Annotated in this window: 13 protein-coding genes; 6 read left to right on the forward strand and 7 right to left on the reverse strand. The window is 65.2% G+C overall.

Going from position 1 to position 21,808, the window contains the following annotated elements:
* Positions 1 to 50: 50 nt before the first annotated feature.
* Together BUA26_RS09820 and BUA26_RS09825 are read right to left on the reverse strand one after the other, a co-directional pair.
* On the reverse strand, positions 51 to 3,278 hold the full coding sequence (locus BUA26_RS09820) for a WD40/YVTN/BNR-like repeat-containing protein (protein WP_072760345.1): 3,228 nt from the start codon (positions 3,276 to 3,278) through the stop codon (positions 51 to 53).
* Entirely contained in the window at positions 3,275 to 4,042 is a 768-nt protein-coding gene (locus BUA26_RS09825; RefSeq protein WP_143154248.1) for a LolA-like protein, read from the reverse strand. Before BUA26_RS09825 ends, BUA26_RS09820 begins: the two co-directional genes overlap by 4 nt.
* 281 nt (positions 4,043 to 4,323) lie before the next feature.
* Between BUA26_RS09825 and BUA26_RS09830 the strand changes: the two genes are divergently transcribed.
* The 4 genes from BUA26_RS09830 to BUA26_RS09845 all read left to right on the forward strand — a co-directional run bounded on the left by BUA26_RS09830 (position 4,324) and on the right by BUA26_RS09845 (position 11,995).
* Positions 4,324 to 6,459 carry a TonB-dependent receptor family protein gene (locus BUA26_RS09830; protein WP_143154249.1) on the forward strand — a complete coding sequence of 712 codons (2,136 nt, stop codon included), beginning with the start codon at positions 4,324 to 4,326 and terminating at the stop codon, positions 6,457 to 6,459.
* Positions 6,460 to 6,572: 113 nt separating this feature from the next.
* Entirely contained in the window at positions 6,573 to 9,830 is a 3,258-nt protein-coding gene (locus BUA26_RS09835) for a WD40/YVTN/BNR-like repeat-containing protein (protein WP_072760349.1), read from the forward strand.
* A gap of 108 nt (positions 9,831 to 9,938) precedes the next feature.
* On the forward strand, positions 9,939 to 10,604 hold the full coding sequence (locus tag BUA26_RS09840) for a response regulator (protein ID WP_072760350.1): 666 nt from the start codon (positions 9,939 to 9,941) through the stop codon (positions 10,602 to 10,604).
* Positions 10,601 to 11,995 (forward strand): sensor histidine kinase, encoded by a 1,395-nt coding sequence (locus BUA26_RS09845; RefSeq protein WP_072760351.1) that lies wholly within the window; start codon positions 10,601 to 10,603, stop codon positions 11,993 to 11,995. Before BUA26_RS09840 ends, BUA26_RS09845 begins: the two co-directional genes overlap by 4 nt.
* Positions 11,996 to 12,032: 37 nt before the next feature.
* Here the strand turns inward: BUA26_RS09845 and BUA26_RS09850 are convergent, their stop codons facing one another.
* The 5 genes from BUA26_RS09850 to BUA26_RS09870 form a co-directional block, all read right to left on the reverse strand.
* Positions 12,033 to 13,073: a YncE family protein gene (locus BUA26_RS09850; RefSeq protein ID WP_072760352.1), complete on the reverse strand. Its 1,041-nt coding sequence runs from the start codon at positions 13,071 to 13,073 to the stop codon at positions 12,033 to 12,035.
* A 72-nt stretch (positions 13,074 to 13,145) separates the two neighbouring features.
* Positions 13,146 to 16,196 (reverse strand): efflux RND transporter permease subunit, encoded by a 3,051-nt coding sequence (locus tag BUA26_RS09855; protein ID WP_072760353.1) that lies wholly within the window; start codon positions 16,194 to 16,196, stop codon positions 13,146 to 13,148.
* Positions 16,193 to 17,257 carry an efflux RND transporter periplasmic adaptor subunit gene (locus BUA26_RS09860; protein ID WP_072760354.1) on the reverse strand — a complete coding sequence of 355 codons (1,065 nt, stop codon included), beginning with the start codon at positions 17,255 to 17,257 and terminating at the stop codon, positions 16,193 to 16,195. Before BUA26_RS09860 ends, BUA26_RS09855 begins: the two co-directional genes overlap by 4 nt.
* A complete protein-coding gene (locus BUA26_RS09865; protein WP_255368372.1) occupies positions 17,254 to 18,612 on the reverse strand; it encodes a TolC family protein in 1,359 nt (452 codons plus the stop codon). The genes BUA26_RS09860 and BUA26_RS09865 overlap by 4 nt, the downstream gene beginning before the upstream one ends.
* Positions 18,613 to 18,777: 165 nt before the next feature.
* A complete protein-coding gene (locus BUA26_RS09870; RefSeq protein ID WP_072760356.1) occupies positions 18,778 to 19,401 on the reverse strand; it encodes a phosphatase PAP2 family protein in 624 nt (207 codons plus the stop codon).
* A 191-nt stretch (positions 19,402 to 19,592) separates the two neighbouring features.
* Between BUA26_RS09870 and BUA26_RS09875 the strand changes: the two genes are divergently transcribed.
* Positions 19,593 to 20,294: an MtnX-like HAD-IB family phosphatase gene (locus BUA26_RS09875; RefSeq protein WP_072760357.1), complete on the forward strand. Its 702-nt coding sequence runs from the start codon at positions 19,593 to 19,595 to the stop codon at positions 20,292 to 20,294.
* A 63-nt stretch (positions 20,295 to 20,357) separates the two neighbouring features.
* Positions 20,358 to 21,758 carry an aspartate aminotransferase family protein gene (locus BUA26_RS09880; RefSeq protein WP_072760358.1) on the forward strand — a complete coding sequence of 467 codons (1,401 nt, stop codon included), beginning with the start codon at positions 20,358 to 20,360 and terminating at the stop codon, positions 21,756 to 21,758.
* Positions 21,759 to 21,808 lie beyond the last annotated feature (50 nt).

The raw sequence follows: 21,808 nt of genomic DNA on the forward strand, positions 1-21,808 counted from the left end.
CGACTCACCCTGCCATCCTGCGTCATCAGCCGGCAGCGAACAGCCGATATTCAATCACGCTCCAGTCCCTGCATGGCGGCTTCCAATCCTTCCTTGCTGCCGCCCGCATCGCCATCCTGCTCGGGCATCGACGCGGGGATGGTGATCTCCTTGAGGTTCTTCGCCTTCAATGCGGCGTTGGTCCTGGCCAGGTCGCCGGCCTGGAAATCCGCGAAGGATTTCTGCACGTCGCCAAGCTCGCGGGCAAGCGTGTCGATATAAGTCATCTGATAATCCGACGGGCGGCCTTCGTACGACATGATCGCGCCGTAGAGTTCATCGGTGTGCTCGCGCAGGCGCAGCTCGCCGGTGATGGCGCCGCCCTCGGTGGTCGCCACGATCTTCTTGCGGATGTCGTTGGCCTTGTCGCCGAGGTCGGCGAGTTGCTTGCGCGTGGCGTCCTGCGCCGGAAGCGCTGCGGCTTCGGCGTCGGCCGCGGTACGCACGGCATTGATACGGGCGACCAGGTCGCTCATGTCGCCGAACAGCTGCTTGACCCGCTTCGCGGCATCGAATTGCGCCTCGCGATCGGCCACGCTGAATTTGTCGCGGCGATCCAGGCCGACCGCGAGCTTGGTCTCGAACACGTCTTTGCCCTTGGTCATGCGCACCGTGTAGGTGCCCGGCACGACGCGCGGCCCCTGGATCGAGTTGCCCGCGATCTGCGCAGCCGGCGGCACGTGCGGCGCCTTGGTCCGCATCGACCATTCCACCCGATTGATGCCACGGCGCACGCTGGCCGGAATCGTGTCGACCAGCTCGCCCTTGCTGTCCAGCACGTCGATCTTGAGCTTGCCGAACAGATGGCGGCTGCGCTGGTAATAAGTGATGACCGCACCGTCCGACGGATTCTGGCCCACGAACTCGGCATCGCCACCGGGCCAGCCGCCAAACCCGTCGATACGCTGCTGGATCGGACGTGACGGCAGGAAGCCCGCCTCGCTGTTCAATACCGCAGGATCGAGCGAGCGCAACGGAGTGATGTCATCGATGATCCAGATGCCGCGGCCGTGGGTGGCCAGCACCAGATCCGCATCGCGCGGCTGGAACGCGATATCGCGCACCGCCACGGCGGGGAAGTCGCCGCCCTTGAACTGGGCCCAGTTCGCGCCGCCGTCGATCGAGATCCACAGGCCGAATTCGGTGCCGGCGAACAGCAGGTCCGGCTTGACGATGTCCTGCCGGATCACGTGCACGTAGCCGCGCAGGCCCTTGCTGTCGGCGGGCGTCACCAAAGCGGTCCACGACTTGCCGTAGTCGGTGGTCTTGTAGATGTAGGGATGCATGTCGCCGAAGCTGTGGCGATCGAACGCGACGAAGGCCGTGCCGGCGTCGAACTGGCTCGCTTGCACCCACGACACCCATTCACCGGCGGGAAGGCCTTTGATATTGCCCACGACGTTGGTCCAGCTCTTGCCGCCGTCGCGGGTGAGCTGCAGGTTGCCGTCATCCGTGCCCGCCCAGATCAGGCCCGCCTGCTTCGGCGATTCGCTGATCGAATAAATCGTGGTGTAGGTCTCGGCCGCGGAGTTGTCCACGGTGACGCCGCCGGATTTCTCCTGCTCCTGCTTCTTCGGATCGTTGGTGGTCAGGTCGGGCGAGATGCGGGCCCAGCTCTGTCCGTGATCGCGCGAACGGAACAGGAACTGCGCACCCATGTAGATCGTGCCCTTCTCGTTCGGGCTCAGGGCGATCGGCGTATTCCAGTTCCAGCGCAGCTTCTCGTCGTAGTTCGGCCTGGGCTGGATGTCGCGCGCCTCGTGGGTGCGCCGGTTGACGCGGGTGATGCTGCCGCCTTGCGTCTCCATGTAGATGTAATCGGTATCCGCCGGATCGTCGAACATCCAGAAGCCGTCGCCGCCGCAATAATTCGTCCACTGCGCGTTGGCGATGCCGCCGGGATAGGCCGAGTCGCCGACCCAGCAGGCATTGTCCTGGATGCCGCCGTAGACGCGATACGGATCGGCGTTGTCCAGACTCACATGGTAGAACTGCGACACCGGCAGGTTGTTGCCTTTCCACCACTTGTCGCCGCCATCCTTCGAATACCACAGGCCACCGTCGTCGCCGACGATGACGCTCTGGGTATTGCGCGGGTCGATCCACACCACATGCGAATCGCCGTGGGTGCCTCCGCCGACATTGGAGAAACTCTTGCCGCCGTCGAGGCTCTGGATCAGGCCGAGGTCGGGCTTGAACAGGCGCTCCGGGTTTTTCGGATCGACGATCAGGCTGGCGAAGTAGAACGGCCGCCAGACCATCAGCTGGCTCTTGTCGCGCCGCTGCCAGGTCTTGCCGCCATCATCGGAACGGTACAGCGCCGAAGCTGACGATTCGACCATGGCATAGACGACTGCCGGATTCGACGGCGCCACCGTCACGGCGATACGGCCGAAAGGCTTTTTGGGAAATCCCTGGTTGGCCTCGGCGGTGACTTCAGTCCACGAGTGTCCACCGTCAGCGGAACGGTAAAGGCCGCTGGCAGATGGCGCGCTCGGCGATTCGCCACCGGAGCGGAAGCCCCAGCCCTTGCGGCGAAAATCCCACATGCCGGCGAAGATCACGTTCGGATCTTTCGGATCCATCGACACCGAGGCGCAGCCGGTGGACAGGTTGCCGCCCTTCAGCACCATGCTCCAGGTCTTGCCGCCGTCGCTGGTCTTGTACAGGCCGCGATCGGCCGAGTCGCTCCACAGCTTGCCCGGCGAGCAGGCGTACACCGTGTTGCCGTCCCTGGGATCGATAACGATCTTGGCGATGCGTTCGGAACCCTTCAAGCCCATGTTGGTCCAGGTTTCGCCGCCATCGGTGGACTTGTAGACGCCGTCGCCGATCGAGACCGAATTGCGTGTCCACGACTCGCCGGTACCGACCCACACCGTGTCGTGGTGGGACGGATCGATCTGGATGTCACCGATCGACTGCACCGCCTGCTTGTCGAACACCGGCTTGTAAGTCGTACCGCCGTCGTTGGATTTCCACACGCCACCGCTGGCCGCACCGACGTAAATCGTCAGCTTGCCGTCTTTCTCGGGCATCGCCGCGAGCGCCGAAATGCGTCCGCTCATCGTTGCCGAACCGATGTTGCGCGCGTCGAGGCCGGAGATCACGCCGGCGTCGAACCTGGCTTGCCCCGGCGCTGTGCCGGCGGTTGCCGCCTGCGCGCTGCTGCCGAGTGCAAGCGACAGGGCGAACACGATGGCGGGCCATGCCGCCTGCTTGCGAGCGAGATGCTTCATGGCTTCGCTCCTGCTGCATGCCCAGCGCTAGCCGTGGCGGGGAAGGCGAACAAGGTGTCGTCCACCGCCACATTGGCGGTGGCTTTCTCGATCGTGATCTGCTGTTTGTTGAACGGGCCGGCGCCCTTGGTATAGGAGGACATCGACAGCGGGAAATAGACGCCGTCGACTTGTTCGTAATCGCCGTAATCGGTCACTGTCTGCACATGGGTGCCGCGCACGACCTGATCGGTGATCGTGCGTATCTCGAGGAAATGGTCCGGATCGAGATAGACGTAGTCGATGTCGCCGTTCTTGCGGGTGACCTTGAGCTTGTGCGCTTCCGTGCCGTCGATATCCTCGGTGCCGAGATATTCGAGCTTGCTGCCCTGCGCCTGCCAGTCGGCCAGCTGGCCGCCGATGGTTGCGTCATCGGCCAGAGCCTTGGCATCGTCATCGGACATTTTCTCGGGATCCCGGCGCCCCTGGAAGGGCGAGATCTGCCAGGCGTTCCTGCCATCCCATGCTTGAATCTGGGTCAGGCCTTGAAGGGTGGCCTCCATGCGCACGGACTCGGGCGCCTTCTTGTATTCCACCAGGGTCAGCTCGAACTGGCCGCCCATGCGCAGCTTGCCCTCAAGCTTGAGCGTCTTGATCGCATGGATCTTGGCCAGCCCGCCACGGGCATCGAGGTTTTTTGCCACCAGCTCATCGGTCGTCAATGCATGCGCGGATGCGCTGACCAGAAGCAACGCAGCCACCGAAAACCATAGTTGTATACGCATGAAGCCCTTCCGCTGGAGGAGCCCGCCGCAACGGGACGCATCCGACCGCATGGCGGCCAGCCGAGATGGCGCACGCAACGCCGAACAGCCCCTTGCCTCGCGCGCGACACAAACCCCGACACTACTACCGTGGCAACCGCCGCACGATGGGACAGAAGTCATGCAACTAAACGCTTGGCCTATGGCGGTGCGCATCCCGATGCACGATAAAGGACGTTTGCATCGCACCGGGGTTGTCCGTGCCGTTTCCGCATCATGCCGTTCTACCGCTGGCCTTGGCCATGTCGCAGGCCTCCCTCGCCGCGGCTGCCGCGCCGCCAATCGATCACGCCAGGCCAGTCCAGCGGACAGCTACCGACTTGCCGAGAGTCCAGGTGAATGCCGACGACTGGCGCAGATACCTCAAGGCCAAGCTCGTGCATCAGCTTTCCGAGGTCGACGGCAGCCGGATCACGGTGACCAAGAAGGCCACGGTCACGCACCTCGACCTGCAGCCGACGGTGATCGACAACAATCTCGACCAAATGCTGGCCCGCTCGCCCGGTGTGCTGGTGTCGCAGCAGCCCACGCCGACGCAGTTCAACCTGAGCTATCGCGGCCTGGGCAATCCGCAGGAATCCGAATACGTGCTGGTGATGCAGGACGGCATTCCGCTGGAGAGCGACTGGATCGGCTTTCCCACCTTGTATGCGATGCCGTTGGCGCAGAGTCTTTCCGACGTGGAGCTGATCCGCGGCGGCTCCAGCCTGCTGTATGGGCCGCAGCCGGCGCCGGTGATCAACCTGGTGTCGCGCCGGCCTGCAGCCGATGCGCCGTTGTCGTTCACCACCGAGCAAGTGGTCGGTAACCATGGTTTGTACTCCACTTACAACACGCTCGAAGGCAGCAGTGGGGCATGGAGCTTCCGCGCCGGCATGGCTTATGTGCGCAGTGACGGCACGCGCGCCAACGCCGGCTCGCAGAGGCGCCAGGGCGACCTGTACGTCGCCTACCGGCCGACCGCGCAACAGCTCTGGTGGATTGACCTGCACGCGATCGACGCCGCTTCTGGCGATCCCGGCCGGCTGAGCTACCCGCAATGGCGGGCCGACCCCAACGCCACACCGACCCCGTACAACCGCGACTGGGTCAACCGCTATCAACTGGTGCTCGGCCACACTCGCGAGTTCGGCGATGGCTGGCTGCTCGAGGGCAAGTTGTGGTTCGCCTGGCAGGATCTGGCCAGCCGTTCCGCCGGCGGTTCACTGGCTCCGCAGCGATTGCCGACCAGCACCACGCTGCAGGACGAACAGTTCCGTACCAGCGGAGTGGATGTCCGGCTGCGCAAGAAATGGGGACGCGGCAACGCCTTCACCATCGGTACCGTGCTGTTCCACGGCGACGATCCGTTCCGGCAATGGACCAGCCCGGATCTCTACGTCGATCGTTTCGACCGTAATGGCAAGCCGCGGCTGGTGCAGGCGCGGTCATCCGACTATGCCTCGATATTTGCCGAGAACGTGTTCCGTCTGCCGCATGAAATCCATATCGTGCCGTCGGTCAGGCTGGAGCGCGAGCGGGTGGCGGTGGATGACGCGGTCAAGCCGCCGTTCCTGAGCCGCCCATTGATCGATGAAGCGGATGCGCGCACGGTGCCGCTGCTGGGGCTGGGCATCGGCAACGACTTCGGTCACGGCAACGAGACCTACTTCAACGTGTCGCAGGGCTGGCGGCCGCTGCGCTATTTCGACATGGCTTCGCCCTTCGCCAATATCGTGCCGGGCCGTGCACCGGATCCGTCGAAGGCGCTGTCATGGGAGGCGGGTGTGCACGGCGTGCCGGTCACTGGTTTGTACTACGACGTCAGCCTGTTCTGGATCGACTTCAAGAATCGCATCGAGGCGCAGCACATCAATGCCACCGATGTGATCGAGGTGAATACCGGCGACACCCGCCATCGCGGCCTGGAAGGTCAGCTCAACTACGACTTCTTGGCAGCCACCGCGCTGTCCGATCGCGGCGAGCATCTGGAGGCGTTTGCCAATATCAGCCTGCTCGATGCGCGCTTCACCGCCAGCACCATCCCAGGGCAGGTCGGCAAGGTGCCGGCCTATGCACCGCGCTATCTGGCCAAGGCGGGGGTGACCTGGCGCGTCGAGCAGCGGGTGAAGCTCAGCCTCACCGCGGTGTCGGCAGCGGCGCAGTATTGGCAGGATTCCGACCAGGCGTTCGGCAGCGGTACCAGCTATCTGCCGGCGCGCATCCCGGCTTACACGGTGATCGACGTGGCCGGTGACTGGCAGCTCAATCGCAACCTGCGGTTGCTCGCCGGCATCAGCAACCTCGCCGACAGGCATTACTACGATCGCGTCTGGCAGACCGGGCTGGAACCGGCGATCGGACGCGCCTGGTACACCGGGATCGCACTGACGTTGTGATCGATCCATACCCGCTCGGGCACACCCATACCCGCCACTGCAGTATCTTCACCCACTGCCATGTCGCGTGCCGCCATGGACATCCATCACGAATCCACCGCGGGAGCTGCATCATGTCGGTCCGTCATGCTTTCCACTCCACGGTCGTACTCGGCGGGCTGTTGCTGCTTGGTGCGGCGCCGACGCTTCGTGCAGCAGAGCCGCCGCAGCCCGGCAGTGTGTCCGACGCGCTCGAATGGCGACTGGTCGGACCGTTCCGCGGCGGCTGGGCGACCATGGCGGCAGGCGTTCCGGATCGGCCCGACACGTTCTATATCGGTGCGGCCGGCGGTGGCGTGTGGAAGACCGCCGATGCCGGACGTACCTGGCAGTCGCTGTTCGACAAGCAGCCGGCCGCACCGGTCGGCGCGCTGGCGGTAGCACCCTCGAATCCCGACATCATGTACGTGGGCACCGGCCAGGTCGCCGCGCGCTACGACGTGGCCGCCGGCAATGGCGTATACCGCTCGAGCGATGGTGGCCAGCACTGGCAGCATGTGGGCCTGGAGCAGACCCGCCACATCGGCAGGATCCTGGTCGATCCGCAGCACCCCGATACCTTGCTGGTCGGCGCGCTCGGCCACTACTACGGGCCGAACCACGAGCGCGGTGTGTTCCGCTCCACCGACGGCGGCAAGAGTTGGCAGCAGACGCTGTTCATCGATGCCGACACCGGCGTGGTGGATCTGGCCGCCGATCCGGCCAACCCCTCCATCATCTACGCGGCTGCCTGGCAGGTGCGCAACTATCCGTGGCTGTCGTACTTTCAACCGAACGCGGGACCTGGCAGCGGGCTGTATCGCTCCAGCGATGGCGGTGCGACCTGGTCGCGCATCAGCGGCCACGGCTGGCCGACCGGCTCGCTCGGTCGCATCGGTCTGGCCACGGCCAGTGGCGGCCGCGTCTATGCGGTGATCAATGCCGCGCCGAACAGCGGCAACGTTCCGCATGCCGCGTCGAAGAATCAGGGTGGCTTGTACCGTTCGGACGACAGCGGTGCGACGTGGCAGCTGGTCAGCCAGGAAGGCTGGCTGGAAAACGACTACTTCAGCCGCATCACGACCGACCCCAGCGACCGCGACCGCATCTATTCGGCGGGCCAGTCGATCCGCCGTTCCGACGATGGCGGCCAGCACTGGACCATCTTCAAGGGCGCGCCCGGTGGCGACGACTACCATTTCCTGTGGATCAACCCGAAAAACACGCAGCGGATGATTACCGCCAGCGACCAGGGTGCGGTGGTCAGCGTCAACGGTGGCCGGAGCTGGAGCAGCTGGTACAACCAGCCGACCGGCCAGTTCTATCACCTCGGCGCCGACAACCAGTTTCCGTACTGGATCTATTCCGGCCAGCAGGACTCCGGCACCGTCGGTATCGCCAGCCGCAGCGACTACGGCTCGATCTCGTACCGCGACTGGCGTCCGGTCGGCGGTGACGAGCGCGATTACGACCTGCCTGATCCGGCCGATCCGAACATCGTGTACGGCTCGGGTCTGGGCGGCCGCGTGTCGCGCTGGAACCGCACCACCGGCGTGGTGCAGAACGTCACGCCGTGGCCGGTCAACAGTTACGGCCAGCGTCCCACCGAATACAAATACCACTACACCTGGATCACCCCGATCGCATTCGCGGCCAAGCCGCCGTATGCGTTGTACCTGGGGGCGCAGGTGCTGTTCCGCAGCACCGACCAAGGCCAGCACTGGGATGTCATCAGCCCCGAATTGAACGGCAAGGTCGCCGGCGCTACGCATTGCGACGGCAACCCCACCCCGGCGCAGGCGCGCGATTGCGGTTACGGCGTGATCTACAGCATCGCGCCGTCGCCACGCAGCAACGACGAGATCTGGATCGGCACCGACGATGGGCTGGTCCAGCTCACCCGAGATGGCGGCAAGAGCTGGCACAACGTCACCCCCAAAGGCTTGCCCGCGTGGGCCATGATCAGCACGCTCGATGTTTCCGCACTGCAGGCGGGAACCGCTTATGCCGCGGTGAACAATCATCGCCAGGATGATTTCCGCCCCCACGTGTGGCGCACTCATGACTATGGCGCGAACTGGACGGACATCGCTGCCGGCCTGCCGCCCTCCAGTTTCGTCGATGTGGTGCGCGCCGATCCGGTCAAGGCAGGCCTGCTTTACGCCGGCACCGAGACGGGGGTGTTCGTCTCGCTCGACGACGGCGCGCACTGGCAGGCGCTGCAGAAAAACCTGCCGACCGCCTGGGTGCGCGATCTGCTGGTGCACGGCAACGACTTGATCGCCGCCACCCAGGGCCGCGCGATCTGGGTCCTCGACGATGTGTCGTCGCTGCGCCAGACCAGCGCTGCGATCATGCGCGAGCCCGCCCACTTGTACACGCCAGCACCCGCCGTGCGTGTGCGCGCCAACGAGAACAAGGACACGCCGCTGCCGCCGGAGACCGCGCTGGGTCAGAACCCACCCAGTGGCGCGGTGATCGATTACCGGCTCGCGGCTGCCGCGAAGGGACCGGTGACGCTGGACATCCTCGACAGCAAGGGCCAGCTGGTGCGCCATTACGCCAGCAACGACAAACCCGAGAAGCTCGATGCCGATCGCTATTTCGAGGAGGGCTGGTTGCGCCCGGGCGCGCCGTTGTCGGCCGCGGCCGGCACGCATCGTTTCGTGTGGGACCTGCATTATCCGCGGCCGCCGGCGATCGAATACGGCTACAGCATCGCCGCCACTTGGGATTCGGACACACCACTCACGCCTGGCGGTGCGCTTGCGCTGCCCGGCACCTATCAAGTGGTGCTGAAAGTCGACGGCAAGACGTACCGTGTGCCGCTGCAGGTCACCGCGGACCCGCGCGGGCATGTCAGCGAAAGCGAGCTCGCCGCCGGACTCGCGTTCTCGCAGCATATCGGCCAAACGTTGCAACAGGTGTGGCAGAACTACGGCGACGTGCAGTCCGTGCGCAAGCAGCTGGATGCGTTGCATGAGAAGTTGGGCAAGGACAGCGCACGGCAGCCGTTGCTGACCGGTGTGGACGCGCTGCGCGCGAAAACCCAGCCGCTGGTCAGCGGCAGCGGCGAAACCTCGTCCAACCTGCACGCGATGAGCGACGCACTCACCGCGATCGCCACCGATGTGGAAGGCGCGGACAGCGCACCGACCACCGGCCAGCAGCAGGCGCTTGCCGAGTACGAGTCCAATCTCGACAAGGCGCTGGCGCAGTGGCAGACGTTGCGCACCACCGATCTGCCGAAGCTCAACGGGCAACTGCACGATGCGGGCATCGCCACGATCGTGCTGCAGGCACCGGGCCAGGTACACGCCGATGAACCCGGCGAGTCGCAAGACATGCCATGAGTCGGAGGGCTTCTTAAGCGCTTCATAAGCGGATCACCGGATAATCCGCCACATAGACGCGATGTCGTCACGCCGGTCATCGCGTGACGCGGCCGCAGGAGTCCGTTCGTGCACATCATCCTGGTGGAAGATGATCCTCAGCTCGGCGCCGCCATCCAGCGTGCGCTGGAGCGTCTCGCCTATACGGTGAGCTGGCTGCGCGATGGCCGCGAGGCGTTGCTGGCGTTGCGCGACGAGACCGCCGACCTGGTGCTGCTCGATCTGGGCCTGCCCGGCAAGGATGGACTGGACGTGCTGATCGAGGCGCGGCGCGCCCACGTGAAGACACCGGTGATCGTGATGACGGCGCGCGACGGCCTGGAAGCCCGCGTCCATGGCCTGGACGCCGGCGCCGACGATTACCTGATCAAGCCGTTCCATCTCGACGAGCTGGGTGCGCGCATCCGCTCGCTGACCCGGCGCGCCCACGGTCTGGCCGCGAACCGCATCGAAGTCGGCGCACTGAGCATCGACCTGGGCACGTCCGAAGTGGCCTTTCGCGGCGAGCGCATCGAACTGACCCGGCGCGAATTCTCCTTGTTGCAGATTCTGATGGAGCGCGCCGGCCGGCTGGTGCGCCGCGAGAGCCTGGAGAATTCGCTGTACGGTATCGACAACATGGTGGGCAGCAGTGCGCTGGAGGTACTGGTGCACACGCTGCGCCGCAAGCTGAGTTTCGACACGATCCAGACCGTGCGGGGATTCGGCTACATGATTCCGCGTGAGCCGAAGTGAAACTGGACAGCCTGCATGCGAGGCTGCGCTGGCTGATCATCCTGGTGATCGCCGCGGTGCTGCTGCCGCTCGGGCTGTACAGCTATCACCGGACCATCCACGAAGTGGACGAGCTGTCCGACGGCCGGCTGGCGCAGTCGGCGCGGACGCTGCAGGTGCTGGTCGAGCATGCCGGCACCAGCGCGCTTCGCGGCCAGGCTGCCGAAGGGATACTGGTGCCGATCGAGACCGGCGTTGCGCGCTCGCACAACGCTCGCGACCATACCTATGAATCCGAGGTCGGTTTCCAGATCTTCGGCCGCTCGGGACACATGACGCTGGCAACCGCCAATCTGGCGTCGCTGCCGCCGCCGGCAGCGGACGACGCCCCTTTCCGCGATGTGCAGCAGGACGGCTACACCTGGCGCGTATTCACGCTGCAAGACCCCGCCGATGGCATCGTGATCCGCACTGGTGAGCGCTACGACAGCCGCCACGACATCACGCGTGCCTTGTGGGTGGAGCACGGCCTGCCGCTGCTGATCATCCTGCCGCTGCTTGCCGTGCTGGTGGGTTGGGCGATACGGCGCGGACTGCGTCCGCTGGAATCGCTGACCCGGACTTTGTCCATCAGGAAACCAGGAAGCCACGAACCCGTGCTGCTGCCTGACGCGCCGCTGGAATTGCAGCCGGTGCTGACGGCATTGAATGGGCAGCTGGTGAGCCTGGAGGATGCGCTGGAGCGCGAACGCCGTTTCAGCGCGGACGTTGCGCACGAGCTGCGCACACCGTTGGCCGCGGTCATGATCAATCTCGAGAGCGCGATGACGACGACCGATCCGGCCGAAGTGAACGCGACCCTGACCAACGCCCAGCACGGTGTCGCCGCACTGGCACGGCGCATCGAGCAGCTGCTGGCATTGGCCCGGCTGGAATCGGGCGCGGCATCGGGCCAGCGCACGGCTGTCGATCTGATTGCCGTCGCCATGGATGTAGTCGAGGAACTGGCGCCGGTGATTGCCGAGAGCGGCGTGGAGTTGAGCGTGGCGCCGCTGGCGCCGCAGGTGATCATCCATGGCTACGAAGCGGCGATCGCGGCGTTGTTGCGCAACCTGCTGGAAAATGCCTTGCGCCACGTCCCTGCCGGCGGACAGGTACAACTGTCCATCGAACAAGGTGAGCATGACGCGCTGGTGGATGTCGTCGACGATGGTCCCGGCATTCCGGCGGAACGCCGGGCCAGCGTGTTCGCGCGCTTCCATCGCGAAGCCGGCAGCCGCGGCGATGGTTTCGGACTGGGCTTGTCGATCGTGCAGCGTGCGGCGCAATTGCATGGCGCCACGATCGAGCTGCTCGATTCACCTTACGGCCAGGGCCTGCGGGTGCGTGTGGTGATCCCGCTGTCGTCGTGAACGAAGTCCGCGACGACAGCACTCGCGTGACGCCGGCTCAGTGATGCCCGACGGTGAGGACGCTGAAGCTGTCCGGTTCGATCGTCGGCCGGCCATTGGCCTGTTTGGCGGTACCGAAGCGTGCTGCCGAGAGATACAGCCGGTGCAGCTTCGGATCGAGCGCGAGCGTGCGCGCGCTGGTCTGGGTGGGGATGGTCGCCGCCACCGTGTAGTGGTCCGGATCGTTCTCGTGCACCGCGGTGATCGTGCCGCTCTCGCCATTGGAGCTGTAGACCATGGAAGTGGCATCGTCGAACACCACCGCATCCGGGCCGTCGCCGATCGCGACGGTAGCCACCTGATGACCGTTTGTGGCATCGGTGACCGCCATCGTGCGGTTGTCGCAGACCGAGAACAGCCGGTGATGCGCCGCGTCGATGGCCAGACCGCTGGGCGATTCGCACGGCGCCAGCGGCCAGGTCTGCAGCACCTTGCTGCTGGCCGAGTCGATCTGCACCAGTTCGGACTTGTCCTCGATGTTCACGTAGACATGTCCCGCGCCATCGGAGACCGCGAACTCCGGCTTGCCGGGCAGCGCAATCGTGCCGATCACGGCATTTTTTGCCGGATCGATCACGCTGGCGTTGCCGCTCTTGCCGTTGAGGGTAAACACGTGGTGCGAAGCGCTGTCGTAGACGATCGCATCGGGCTTCTCGCCGGTGCCGGTAATGGTCGCGACGGTTTTCAGCGAGCCCAGGTCGAACACGGTCACCGAGGCGTTCTTGCCGTCGCTGGTGTAGCCGCGCTGCAGGTCCGGCGCGATCGCGATGCCATGCACGCCCTGGGTGTCGGCAATCGTGCCGATCTGCTTGTGTTGGTCGACGTCGATCACCAGCACGCGGTCGCCGCGGCTGACGAAGAGATGGCGGTGCTGCGCATCGAAACTCAGGTAATCCCAGCCACCGGCGCCGGCCAGCGGCAGTCGCGAAAGCACCTGATAGGCCGTGCCTGGCGCCGTTGCCGTGGCGGCTGCAGCCACTTGCGGAAGGCAAGCCAGCGCGAGCAGCGCCGGAAGGAAACTGCTTGGCCGTAATTGCATGGTGACACCTCGAATAAGCAGGGAAGGGCGGGTATCGCTGCAGCAGGATGCAGGCGCAGGCTTACGCCGTCCTTAGCTGCTCTTTTTCGCGCCATTGCGCCGCAACAGCGAATACAGCACCGGCATCACCAGCAGCACCAGCGGCAGCTGCACCAGCATGCCGGCGATGATGGCCACCGCCAGGGGTTGCTGCATCTGCGAACCCTGGCCGAGCGCCAGCGCCAGCGGCAGCAAGGTGAGGATCGCGGCCAGCGTGGACATCACGATCGGTCGCGTGCGGTGCTGCCCGGCTTCATGCAACGCGTCGTGCAGCGCCATGCTGTTCTCCGCGTCCTGCAGTTCGGAGAAGTAGAAGATCGCCACTTCGGTGACGATGCCGACGATCATCGTCATGCCCATCATCGAGGAGATGTTCAGCTCGATGCCGGTCAGCCACAGGCCGGCGAACACTGCCGGGAGCGCCAGCAGCGGCATGGCCAGAATGGTCAGCGCTACGCGAAAACTCTCATACAGGAACAGCAGCAGGGTGAATACCAGCGCGATCGCCGCCAGCATCACGATGGTGAGGCCGCGGAACGCCTGCTGCTGCTGCTGATACAGGCCGCCGAGCTGGACGAACATGCCTTTCGGCAGCAAGCCCGGCTTGGCCAGTACTTTCTTGATGTCGCCGATGGTGGAACCGAGGCTGCGTCCGCTGATCAGGCCGGTAACGGCGACCATTCGCTTGAGATTGTCGCGGGTGATTTCCGGCTGGCCCTGCACCTGCAACAGCGTGGCCACCCGCGATAGCGGCAGCAGATGGCCGTCGCCTGCGCGTATCGGCAGCGCAGCGACCTGTTCCAACTGCTGATGCGAATTCTCCGGCAGGCGCACGCGCACGCCGACCAGCTTGTTGCCCTCCGGCAGTTGGGCGGCCACCGTGCCATCGATCGCCGCGTCGACCTGATCGATGACGCTGGTCGGATCGAGTCCCTCCAGTGCGGCCTTGGCCGGATCGACTTGCACGGTCAGCGCGTCGCCGGCGGGATTGATGCCGTTGCGCACGCCGACCACGCCCGTGACCTTGCCGATCGCGTCGGCGACCTTGCCGGCGGCGGCATTCAACTCCACCGGATCGTCGCTGTAGAGTTGAACCTCGATCGGCTGCGGCACCGCCACCAGATCGCCGATCAGATCCTCCATCAGCTGCGACAACTCGATATCCAGTCCCGGCACTTTCTGCTCGACTTCGGTACGTACTTGCGTCATCACCTCTTCGGTCGAGGGGCGCGAGCCGTTTTTCAGGCGCACGAAGAAGTCGCCCTGATTCGCTTCGGTGAGGCCGCCGCCCAGCTGCAGGCCGGTGCGTCGCGAGTAGGTGTCTACGGACGGGTTCGCGCGGATGATCGTCTCCACCTGCCGCAGCAAGCGGTCGGTCTCCTCCAGCGAGGTGCCGGGCTTGGACAGGTAGTCGAGGATGAAGCCGCCCTCATCCATTTTCGGCATGAAACCGGTGCCGACCTGCGTATAGGCCACGCCGCCCAGCACCAGCAATGGCACGATCAGCAGCAACACCAGCACCGGCCGTTTCAGCCAGCGCTGCAGCACGTTTTGATAGCGCTCCATCATGCCTTTGGTAAAGCGGCCTTGCGGGTGTTCGGCCGAATGACGCTTGTCCAGGAAGCGTTCGGCCAGCAGCGGCACCGCGATCCAGGTCAGCAGATAGGAAATGATCAGCGCGCTGGCCATGGTCAGCGACAGCGCCTTGAAGAACGCACCGGTGACGCCGGTCAGGAACGCCAGCGGCAGGAAGATCACCACGGTAGCGGCGCTGGAACCGGTCAACGGCCGGGTGAACTCCCATGCCGCGCCGGCGATGCGCTCGTGCACTTCGCCTTCGCCCTGATTGAGCCGGCGCATGATGTGTTCGAGCATCACGATGACGTCGTCGATGATCAAGCCGACCGCCGCGGCCATGCCGCCGAGCGTCATCATGTTGAAGCTCATGCCCAGCACGGACAGCAGCAGCACGGTGATCGCCAGCACCGCCGGCACCACGATCAGCGCGACCAGGATCACCCGCGTATTGCGCAGGAACACGAACAGCACCAGACCGGCCAGCATGATGCCGATCAGGATCGCGTCGCGCACGCTGGCGGCCGCGCCGGTCACCAGCTGGGTCTGGTCGTACCAGTTGGCGATCTGTACGCCGGCCGGCATCTGCGGCGCGTAGTCGGCCAGGCGCTGTTTCACTTCGCTGGCGATCTGCACACTGTTGCCGTCGGGCTGCTGATAGACCTGCAGCAGCACGGCGTTCTGGCCGTCCGCATTGACGCGGATCCACTGCGGCACATGATCGAGGCTGACCGTCGCGACGTCGCCGAGATGCACGATGCCGGCCGCGCCGGCGCGAACCACGATGGCGCGCAGCGCGGCAACGGTAGTGGGCTGGTTGTTCGCCAGCAGCAGATACAGCTTGTAGTGGTCGGAAACGCGGCCCATCGCCTGGATCGTCGCCGCATGGCTTACCGCGGCGGCGACGTCGCTCAGGCTCAGGTTCGATGCACGCAACCTGCCAGGATCGACGTCGGCATGGAACTCGGCCACCTCGCCACCTTGCACCTGGACCTGGGCGACGCCGCTGATGCCGCTCAGCAGCGGGCGCAGCTGGTATTCGGCCAGATCATGCAGCGCACCCGGCGACTGCGTGTGCGAACGCAGGCTGTAGGCCAGCACCGGAAACGTGGTCGGGTCCATGCGCCGGGTGGACAACTGGGTGCCGGCAGGCAGCTGCGGCAGGATCTGTCCGGCCGCCCCGTTCACCTCCTGCAGCGCCGCGGCCATGTCCGCGCCCCAGTCGAACGTCACCGCGACATCGGCGCTGCCGCGACTGGTGGTGGAACGCACGTCGCGCACGCCACGCACGCGACGGATGGCCTCTTCCACCGGGGTGGTCACCTCGATCGCCATCTGGTCGGCCGGGCGGTCGCCCGCATCCAGGGTCACCTGCACGCGGGGGAACGCCACGTTCGGAAACAGCGCCACCGGCATCCACAGCGCGCTGGCGATGCCGCCGATGGTCAGCATCAAGGCGAGAAACAACAACGAGCGACGATGTCGTTGCATCCATGCGGTGATGCTCACTTGGCAGACTCCCGCACCGCATCGCCATCAGCCAGCTCGTAGGCACCGAGCACGATCACCTTGGCCTGCGCACCGAGGGCGCCTTGCACGCCGACGACATCGCCGTCGGGGCTGCGTAGCGTCACGCCGACGCGTTTGGCGTGACCGCGTTCGACCTGGAACAAGTAGTCGCCGTGTTCGTCATGCAGCACCGCGGCGCGCGGGACGGCCCATGCGCTGAAATCGGCCGTGCGGATCTGCGCGTCGACGGCGGTGCCGGCCACCAGCGTCGCGCTGGCTTCGGCGGGAAGCTCGACCTGGGCACTCAGCAGATGGCTCTGCGAATCCACCGATTGTCCGATCATCCGCAGCGTACCGGTAAACCCGGCCGCGCCATACACATTGCGCAGTTGTACCGGCATGCCCGCATGCAGTTTCGCCGCATCCTCCGGCTGCACGCCGAGCTGGGCGACCAGAGCATGCGCAGGGGTGAAGCCGAGCAGCGGCGCATTCGCCGCAAAGCGATCGCCCAGTCCCACGCTGAGCGTCGTGACGACGCCATCGGCAGGCGCCGTGACGGCTTCCTGGGCCGTGCCGCCGCCCAGCGCGTGCTGTGCGTCGAGAGCCGTCCGGGCATCGGCCAGCGCCTTGCGCGCGGTGGCCAGTTGCGACTGCGTGGCCAGCTGTTGTGCGGCCAGTTGTTCGGTGCGCTGGAGCTCGCCTTCGGCCAGAGTCAGCGCACTCTGCGCCTGCTGATAAGTATTCCGCGCCGCGGGATCGGGCGTGACCGTCAGCAGTGGCTGGCCTCGCTTGACGGTTTGTCCAGCGGCTACGCTCACGGCGATCACCTGGCCACCATGCGCGAGACTGATCGTGCGCGCATGCTGCGGATCGCCGGTGGCGCTGCCCCAGGCTTCGACGGTGTCGTGGAAAGTTTGCTGCACCGGCGTCGCGGTGGTTACCGCGACCTGGCCGGGCGGGGCGGCGGCGTCTTCGTCGTCCGCGGCGCCATGGCTGCAGCCGGCCAGCAACCCGGCCAGCAACAGCGCGCACAGATTCGGCAAAAGAGTTGAACGATTCATGGCGTGGCTGCTTTGACGGAGACGGGATGGGCGGTGGCGAGGTCGGTGTTGCCGAGCAGGGCTTCCAGCGCAATCGCCTGGGTGGCCTGCTGCTGTTGCAGGTCGAGCAGATCGAGGTCGGCGCTCAGCGCATTGCTGCGGATGGCCAGGTACGTCGGCCAATCCAGCAGGCGTTGCTGCCACGCTGCCTCGGCGGCATGACGGGCTGTATCCAGTTGCTGCGCATGAGCGGCCAGCGCCGCGCGCTGCTGGGTCAGCGTGGCGAGATCGGCGACCAGCCGCTGCATGTCGCTGCGGGTATCCAGCACGCGCGCCTCGTAGTCGTCCTTCAGCTGTTGTCGCGTGGCCTTCTCGATCGCGATATTGCCGCGATTGCGGTCGAACAGCGGCAGCGTGATGCCGATGCTGAAGCCGTGGGTGGTGACGTTGCTGGTATCGCGTGCGGTATTGAAGCCGATGTTCAACGCCGGAAACTGGGCCAGCACGGCCGCGCGCAGCTTCGCCTCCTGCGACTGGTAGCCGGCTTGCAGCGCGAGCAGATCAGGTCGCCGCCGCGGCAGGTCGGCCAGCGCCTGTTGCGCCTGCTCCGGCGTCGGGCTGGTCTGATAGGGCGTGCCGACCAATTCAAGCGGCGCGTCCGGTGCCAGCCCCAGCAGGACATGCAGATCCGTCTCTGCCTGATGCAGCGCGATCGCCGAGTCGGCCAGCCGTTTGCGCACATCCGCGCCGGCATTGAGGCCGGCGCTGGCACTGTCGTAAGTGAGATTGCCGGCACGCAGGGCCGTGCTGATGGAGGGTTCGAGCGGGGCCAGCGCGGCCAGCTCGGTCGTGAGCCGCGCCTGCTGAGCGCGCAGGGTCAGCACCTGATCGAACAGCAACCGCGCCTGGGCCACGCTCTGCCATTCCGCCCACAACAGGTCGAGATTCACTTGCTCGGCCTGGCTGCGCGCGGCGGCACGCCGTGACGAGCGCGTCAGCAACGCGGTGATGTCCTCGCTGAGGCCGAGGCTGTACGCGCTGCTCGTGCCGGCATCGGTGTGACCGGGGAAATCCTCGCTGAAACTCAGCTGCGGATCGGGCAGCAAACCGGCGGCAAACGCTTGCGCGCGGGCGATGCCGAGTTCGTCGCGCTTGACCTTCAGGGCCGGACTGTTGATCACGGCCAGCATCGCCACTTCAGTGACATCGAGCCCGTCCGAGGGATCGAAACGATGATCCGGTAGCGCCAGCGCCGGCATCGCTGCTATCGGTGCGGTCAGGTGCATCACGCTGGGTGCGCCTTGACCGCTACCGAGCGGAAGAGGCGTGTACGTGGCACAACCGGTCAAAGCCAGTCCGACGCCGATACCCAGCATCCAGAGAGAGGCGTGAGGCAGGCACCAACGCGAGAGACGTTGAAGCGGCATGGCACAGGGATGTCGCTGCTGACGAGTATGGCGCATGAGCCATTCTGACGGCAGGCCGCTTAGTTTTCTCTTAAGAATTTCCGATCAGCGTCCTGTGCAAAATATACGAAGGCGTCATTTGAAGTGGTGTATGAAGCCGACCTGGAAACCGCCCGGCAGCCAGCCGATGATCAGCGGCGAATTGCGATGGGCCGACCATAGCCCGACGCCAGTGCCGATGGCGGCACCGATCAGCACGTCGCTCTGCCAGTGGGCGCGAACCTTCATGCGCGCCACCGCGTCGTAGGCCGGCAGCAGGGCCAGCGCATAGACGGCAGGATGATCCTCGCCGTAGTTGGCAATGAATGGCGTCACCGCGGCCGAAATGGCCGCCACTTCGCCACTCGGAAAACTCTTCGCGTGCGATCCGGCAAAGAAACGGTCGGGGTTGCTGGTTTGCGAAGGCCGTTCGCGCTGAAAAGCGTACTTCATCGCCTCGGTACCGACGCTGGTGATGACCAGCGCATCCACGGACCGCCAGAACGTGTCGCCCAGCTTGTCCTGATCGCCGAAGGCCAGGGCGCCGCCGGCGACCGTGAAGATGGTGCCGTACATCAGCGCGTTCTGGTTGGTGCGTTTCCAGATGCCGCTGTCGTCGTAATGGAGGCGGTGGTCGATGCCGAGCGGGCCACCGGAGGCACAGGCACTCCCCGAAGCCAGAATGGCGACGCTGAACACCCAGGATCGCAATGCGGGCATGTCACGGCTCCCACACGGCAGGCACGGGCCTGTCTTCGCACCGAAAAACTACGCCGGTCAGCTTTCGGTTTCCTTATCAAGGCGGCCATCGGCGGCGATCGAAGGGCTGGTGACCCGAGGACGGGAAAGGACACCGAAAGGCAGGGTTTCTACCCTGCACGGTATCGTTATTGGATTGGCGTGAGTTTCTGATGTCCGAATCTGGCTGGACCATTCTGTGTGATTTCGACGGCACGATTTCCGTCGAGGACGTGATCGACTCGCTGCTCGACCGTTTCGGCCGCCCGGGCTGGGAAGTGCTGGAGCAGGACTGGCGCGCCGGCCGCATCGGCTCGCGCGAGTGCATGTCGGGCCAGGTCGATCTGCTGCAGATGACCCGCGCGGAACTCGATGCGCATCTGGGCGAGCTGTGGATCGACCATGCGTTTCCGGGTTTCGTGGCGAAGACGCGCGAACTGAACGTGCCGATCCGCGTGGTCAGCGACGGTCTCGATTATGCGATCCACAAGATTCTCGGCCGTTACGGCCTGGACACGCTGCCGCTGGCGGCGAACCACCTGTCGCCGGCCGAACCGCCGAAGCAGTGGCAGCTGACCTCGCCGTTCCAGGCCGACGGCTGCCGCAGCGGCACCTGCAAGTGCGCCTGCGTGGCGCAGGCCCGCAAGACCGGTGCGAAAACCTTGCTGATCGGCGACGGCGCCTCGGATTTCTGCGCCGCCGACCGCGTCGATTTCGTGTTCGCCAAGCATCGCCTGATCGAGCATTGCCGCGCCACCGGCATCGACTACGTGCCGATCACCGGTTTCGAGGATGCGCTGGAGTTCCTGCCTAAGCTGCTCGACGGCAGCCTGGCCAGCCATTGGCACCATGAGCCGGCGCACGCGCTTCCCTGATCGCGTCGCACGCCGTACTTTTTCCTGCATCTGTACTCCCCGAATCATTCCGGATCATTCCCCATGAAAATCGACAAGACCGCCGCCGGTTTCATCGACGACGCGCAGCTGCTCGCCGACGAAGCCAAGTACAGCTCGTTCGGCGACACCGTGCATTACGTGGACCCGCCGAAGATCTTTCGCCACGGCGAAGGCAGCTACATGTACGACACCGCCGGCACGCCGTTCCTCGACCTGCAGATGTGGTATTCGGCGGTCAATTTCGGCTACGGCAACCCGCGCCTCAACCATGTGCTGAAAGAGCAGATCGACCGTCTGCCGCAGGTGGCCAGCCAGTACCTGCACCAGACCCGCATCGAGCTGGCCAAGACGGTGGCGCTGGATGCGAAGAAGAAGTTCGGACTGGACGGCCGTGTGCACTTCAACGTGGGCGGTGCGCAGGCGATCGAGGATTCGCTGAAGATCGTGCGCAACGCCAGCAACGGCAAGAGCCTGATGTTCGCGTTCGAGGGCGGCTACCACGGCCGCACCCTGGGCGCCTCGTCGATCACGTCGAGCTATCGCTACCGTCGCCGCTTCGGCCACTTCGGCGAGCGCGCGATGTTTATCCCGTTCCCGTATCCGTTCCGCCGCCCGAAGGGCATGACGCCGGAAGAATATTCGGACGCTTGCGTGCGCCAGTTCGCCCGCCTGTTCGAAACCGAATACAACGGTGTGTGGGATCCGAAGGTGAACCAGGCCGAATACGCCGCGTTCTACGTCGAGCCGATCCAGGGCACCGGCGGCTACGTGATCCCGCCGATGAATTTCTTCAAGGACTTGAAGAAGGTGCTGGATCAGTACGGTATCCTGATGGTGGTCGACGAAATCCAGATGGGTTTCTGGCGCACCGGCAAGCTGTGGTCGATCGAGCACTTCGGCGTGACGCCTGATGTCTTGGTGTTCGGCAAGGCGTTGACCAACGGCTTGAATCCGCTATCCGGCCTGTGGGCGCGCGAAGAGCTGATCAATCCGACCATCTTCCCGCCGGGCTCGACCCATTCCACGTTCAACTCCAATCCGCTGGGTACCGCGCTGGGCCTGGAAGTGATCAAGATGGGTTACGAGCTGGACTACGAGACCAGCGTGCCGAAGAAGGGCGCGCATTTCCTCGAAGGCCTGCGCGACCTGCAGAAGCGCCACAAGGAAATCGGCGACGTCGACGGCCTCGGCCTGGCGCTGCGCGCCGAGATCTGCACCGACGACGGCTTCACGCCGAACAAGGCGCTGCTCGACAAGATGGTCGACATCGGCCTGGCCGGCGACCTCGAGCACAACGGCAAGAAGATCGGCCTCGTGCTGGACGTGGGCGGCTGGTACAAGAACGTGATCACCTTCGCGCCGTCGCTGGAGATCACCCATGAGGAGATCGACCTGGCGATCGCCTTGCTCGATCAGCTGCTGACCAAAGCCAAGAAGGGTTGAGCCTGGCCGTGCGTGGGCCAGGCATCATGGGGGCTGGCGCAAAAAGAACC

Origin of the sequence: Rhodanobacter sp. OK091 (assembly GCF_900142825.1) — a bacterium.
Classification (GTDB): domain Bacteria; phylum Pseudomonadota; class Gammaproteobacteria; order Xanthomonadales; family Rhodanobacteraceae; genus Rhodanobacter.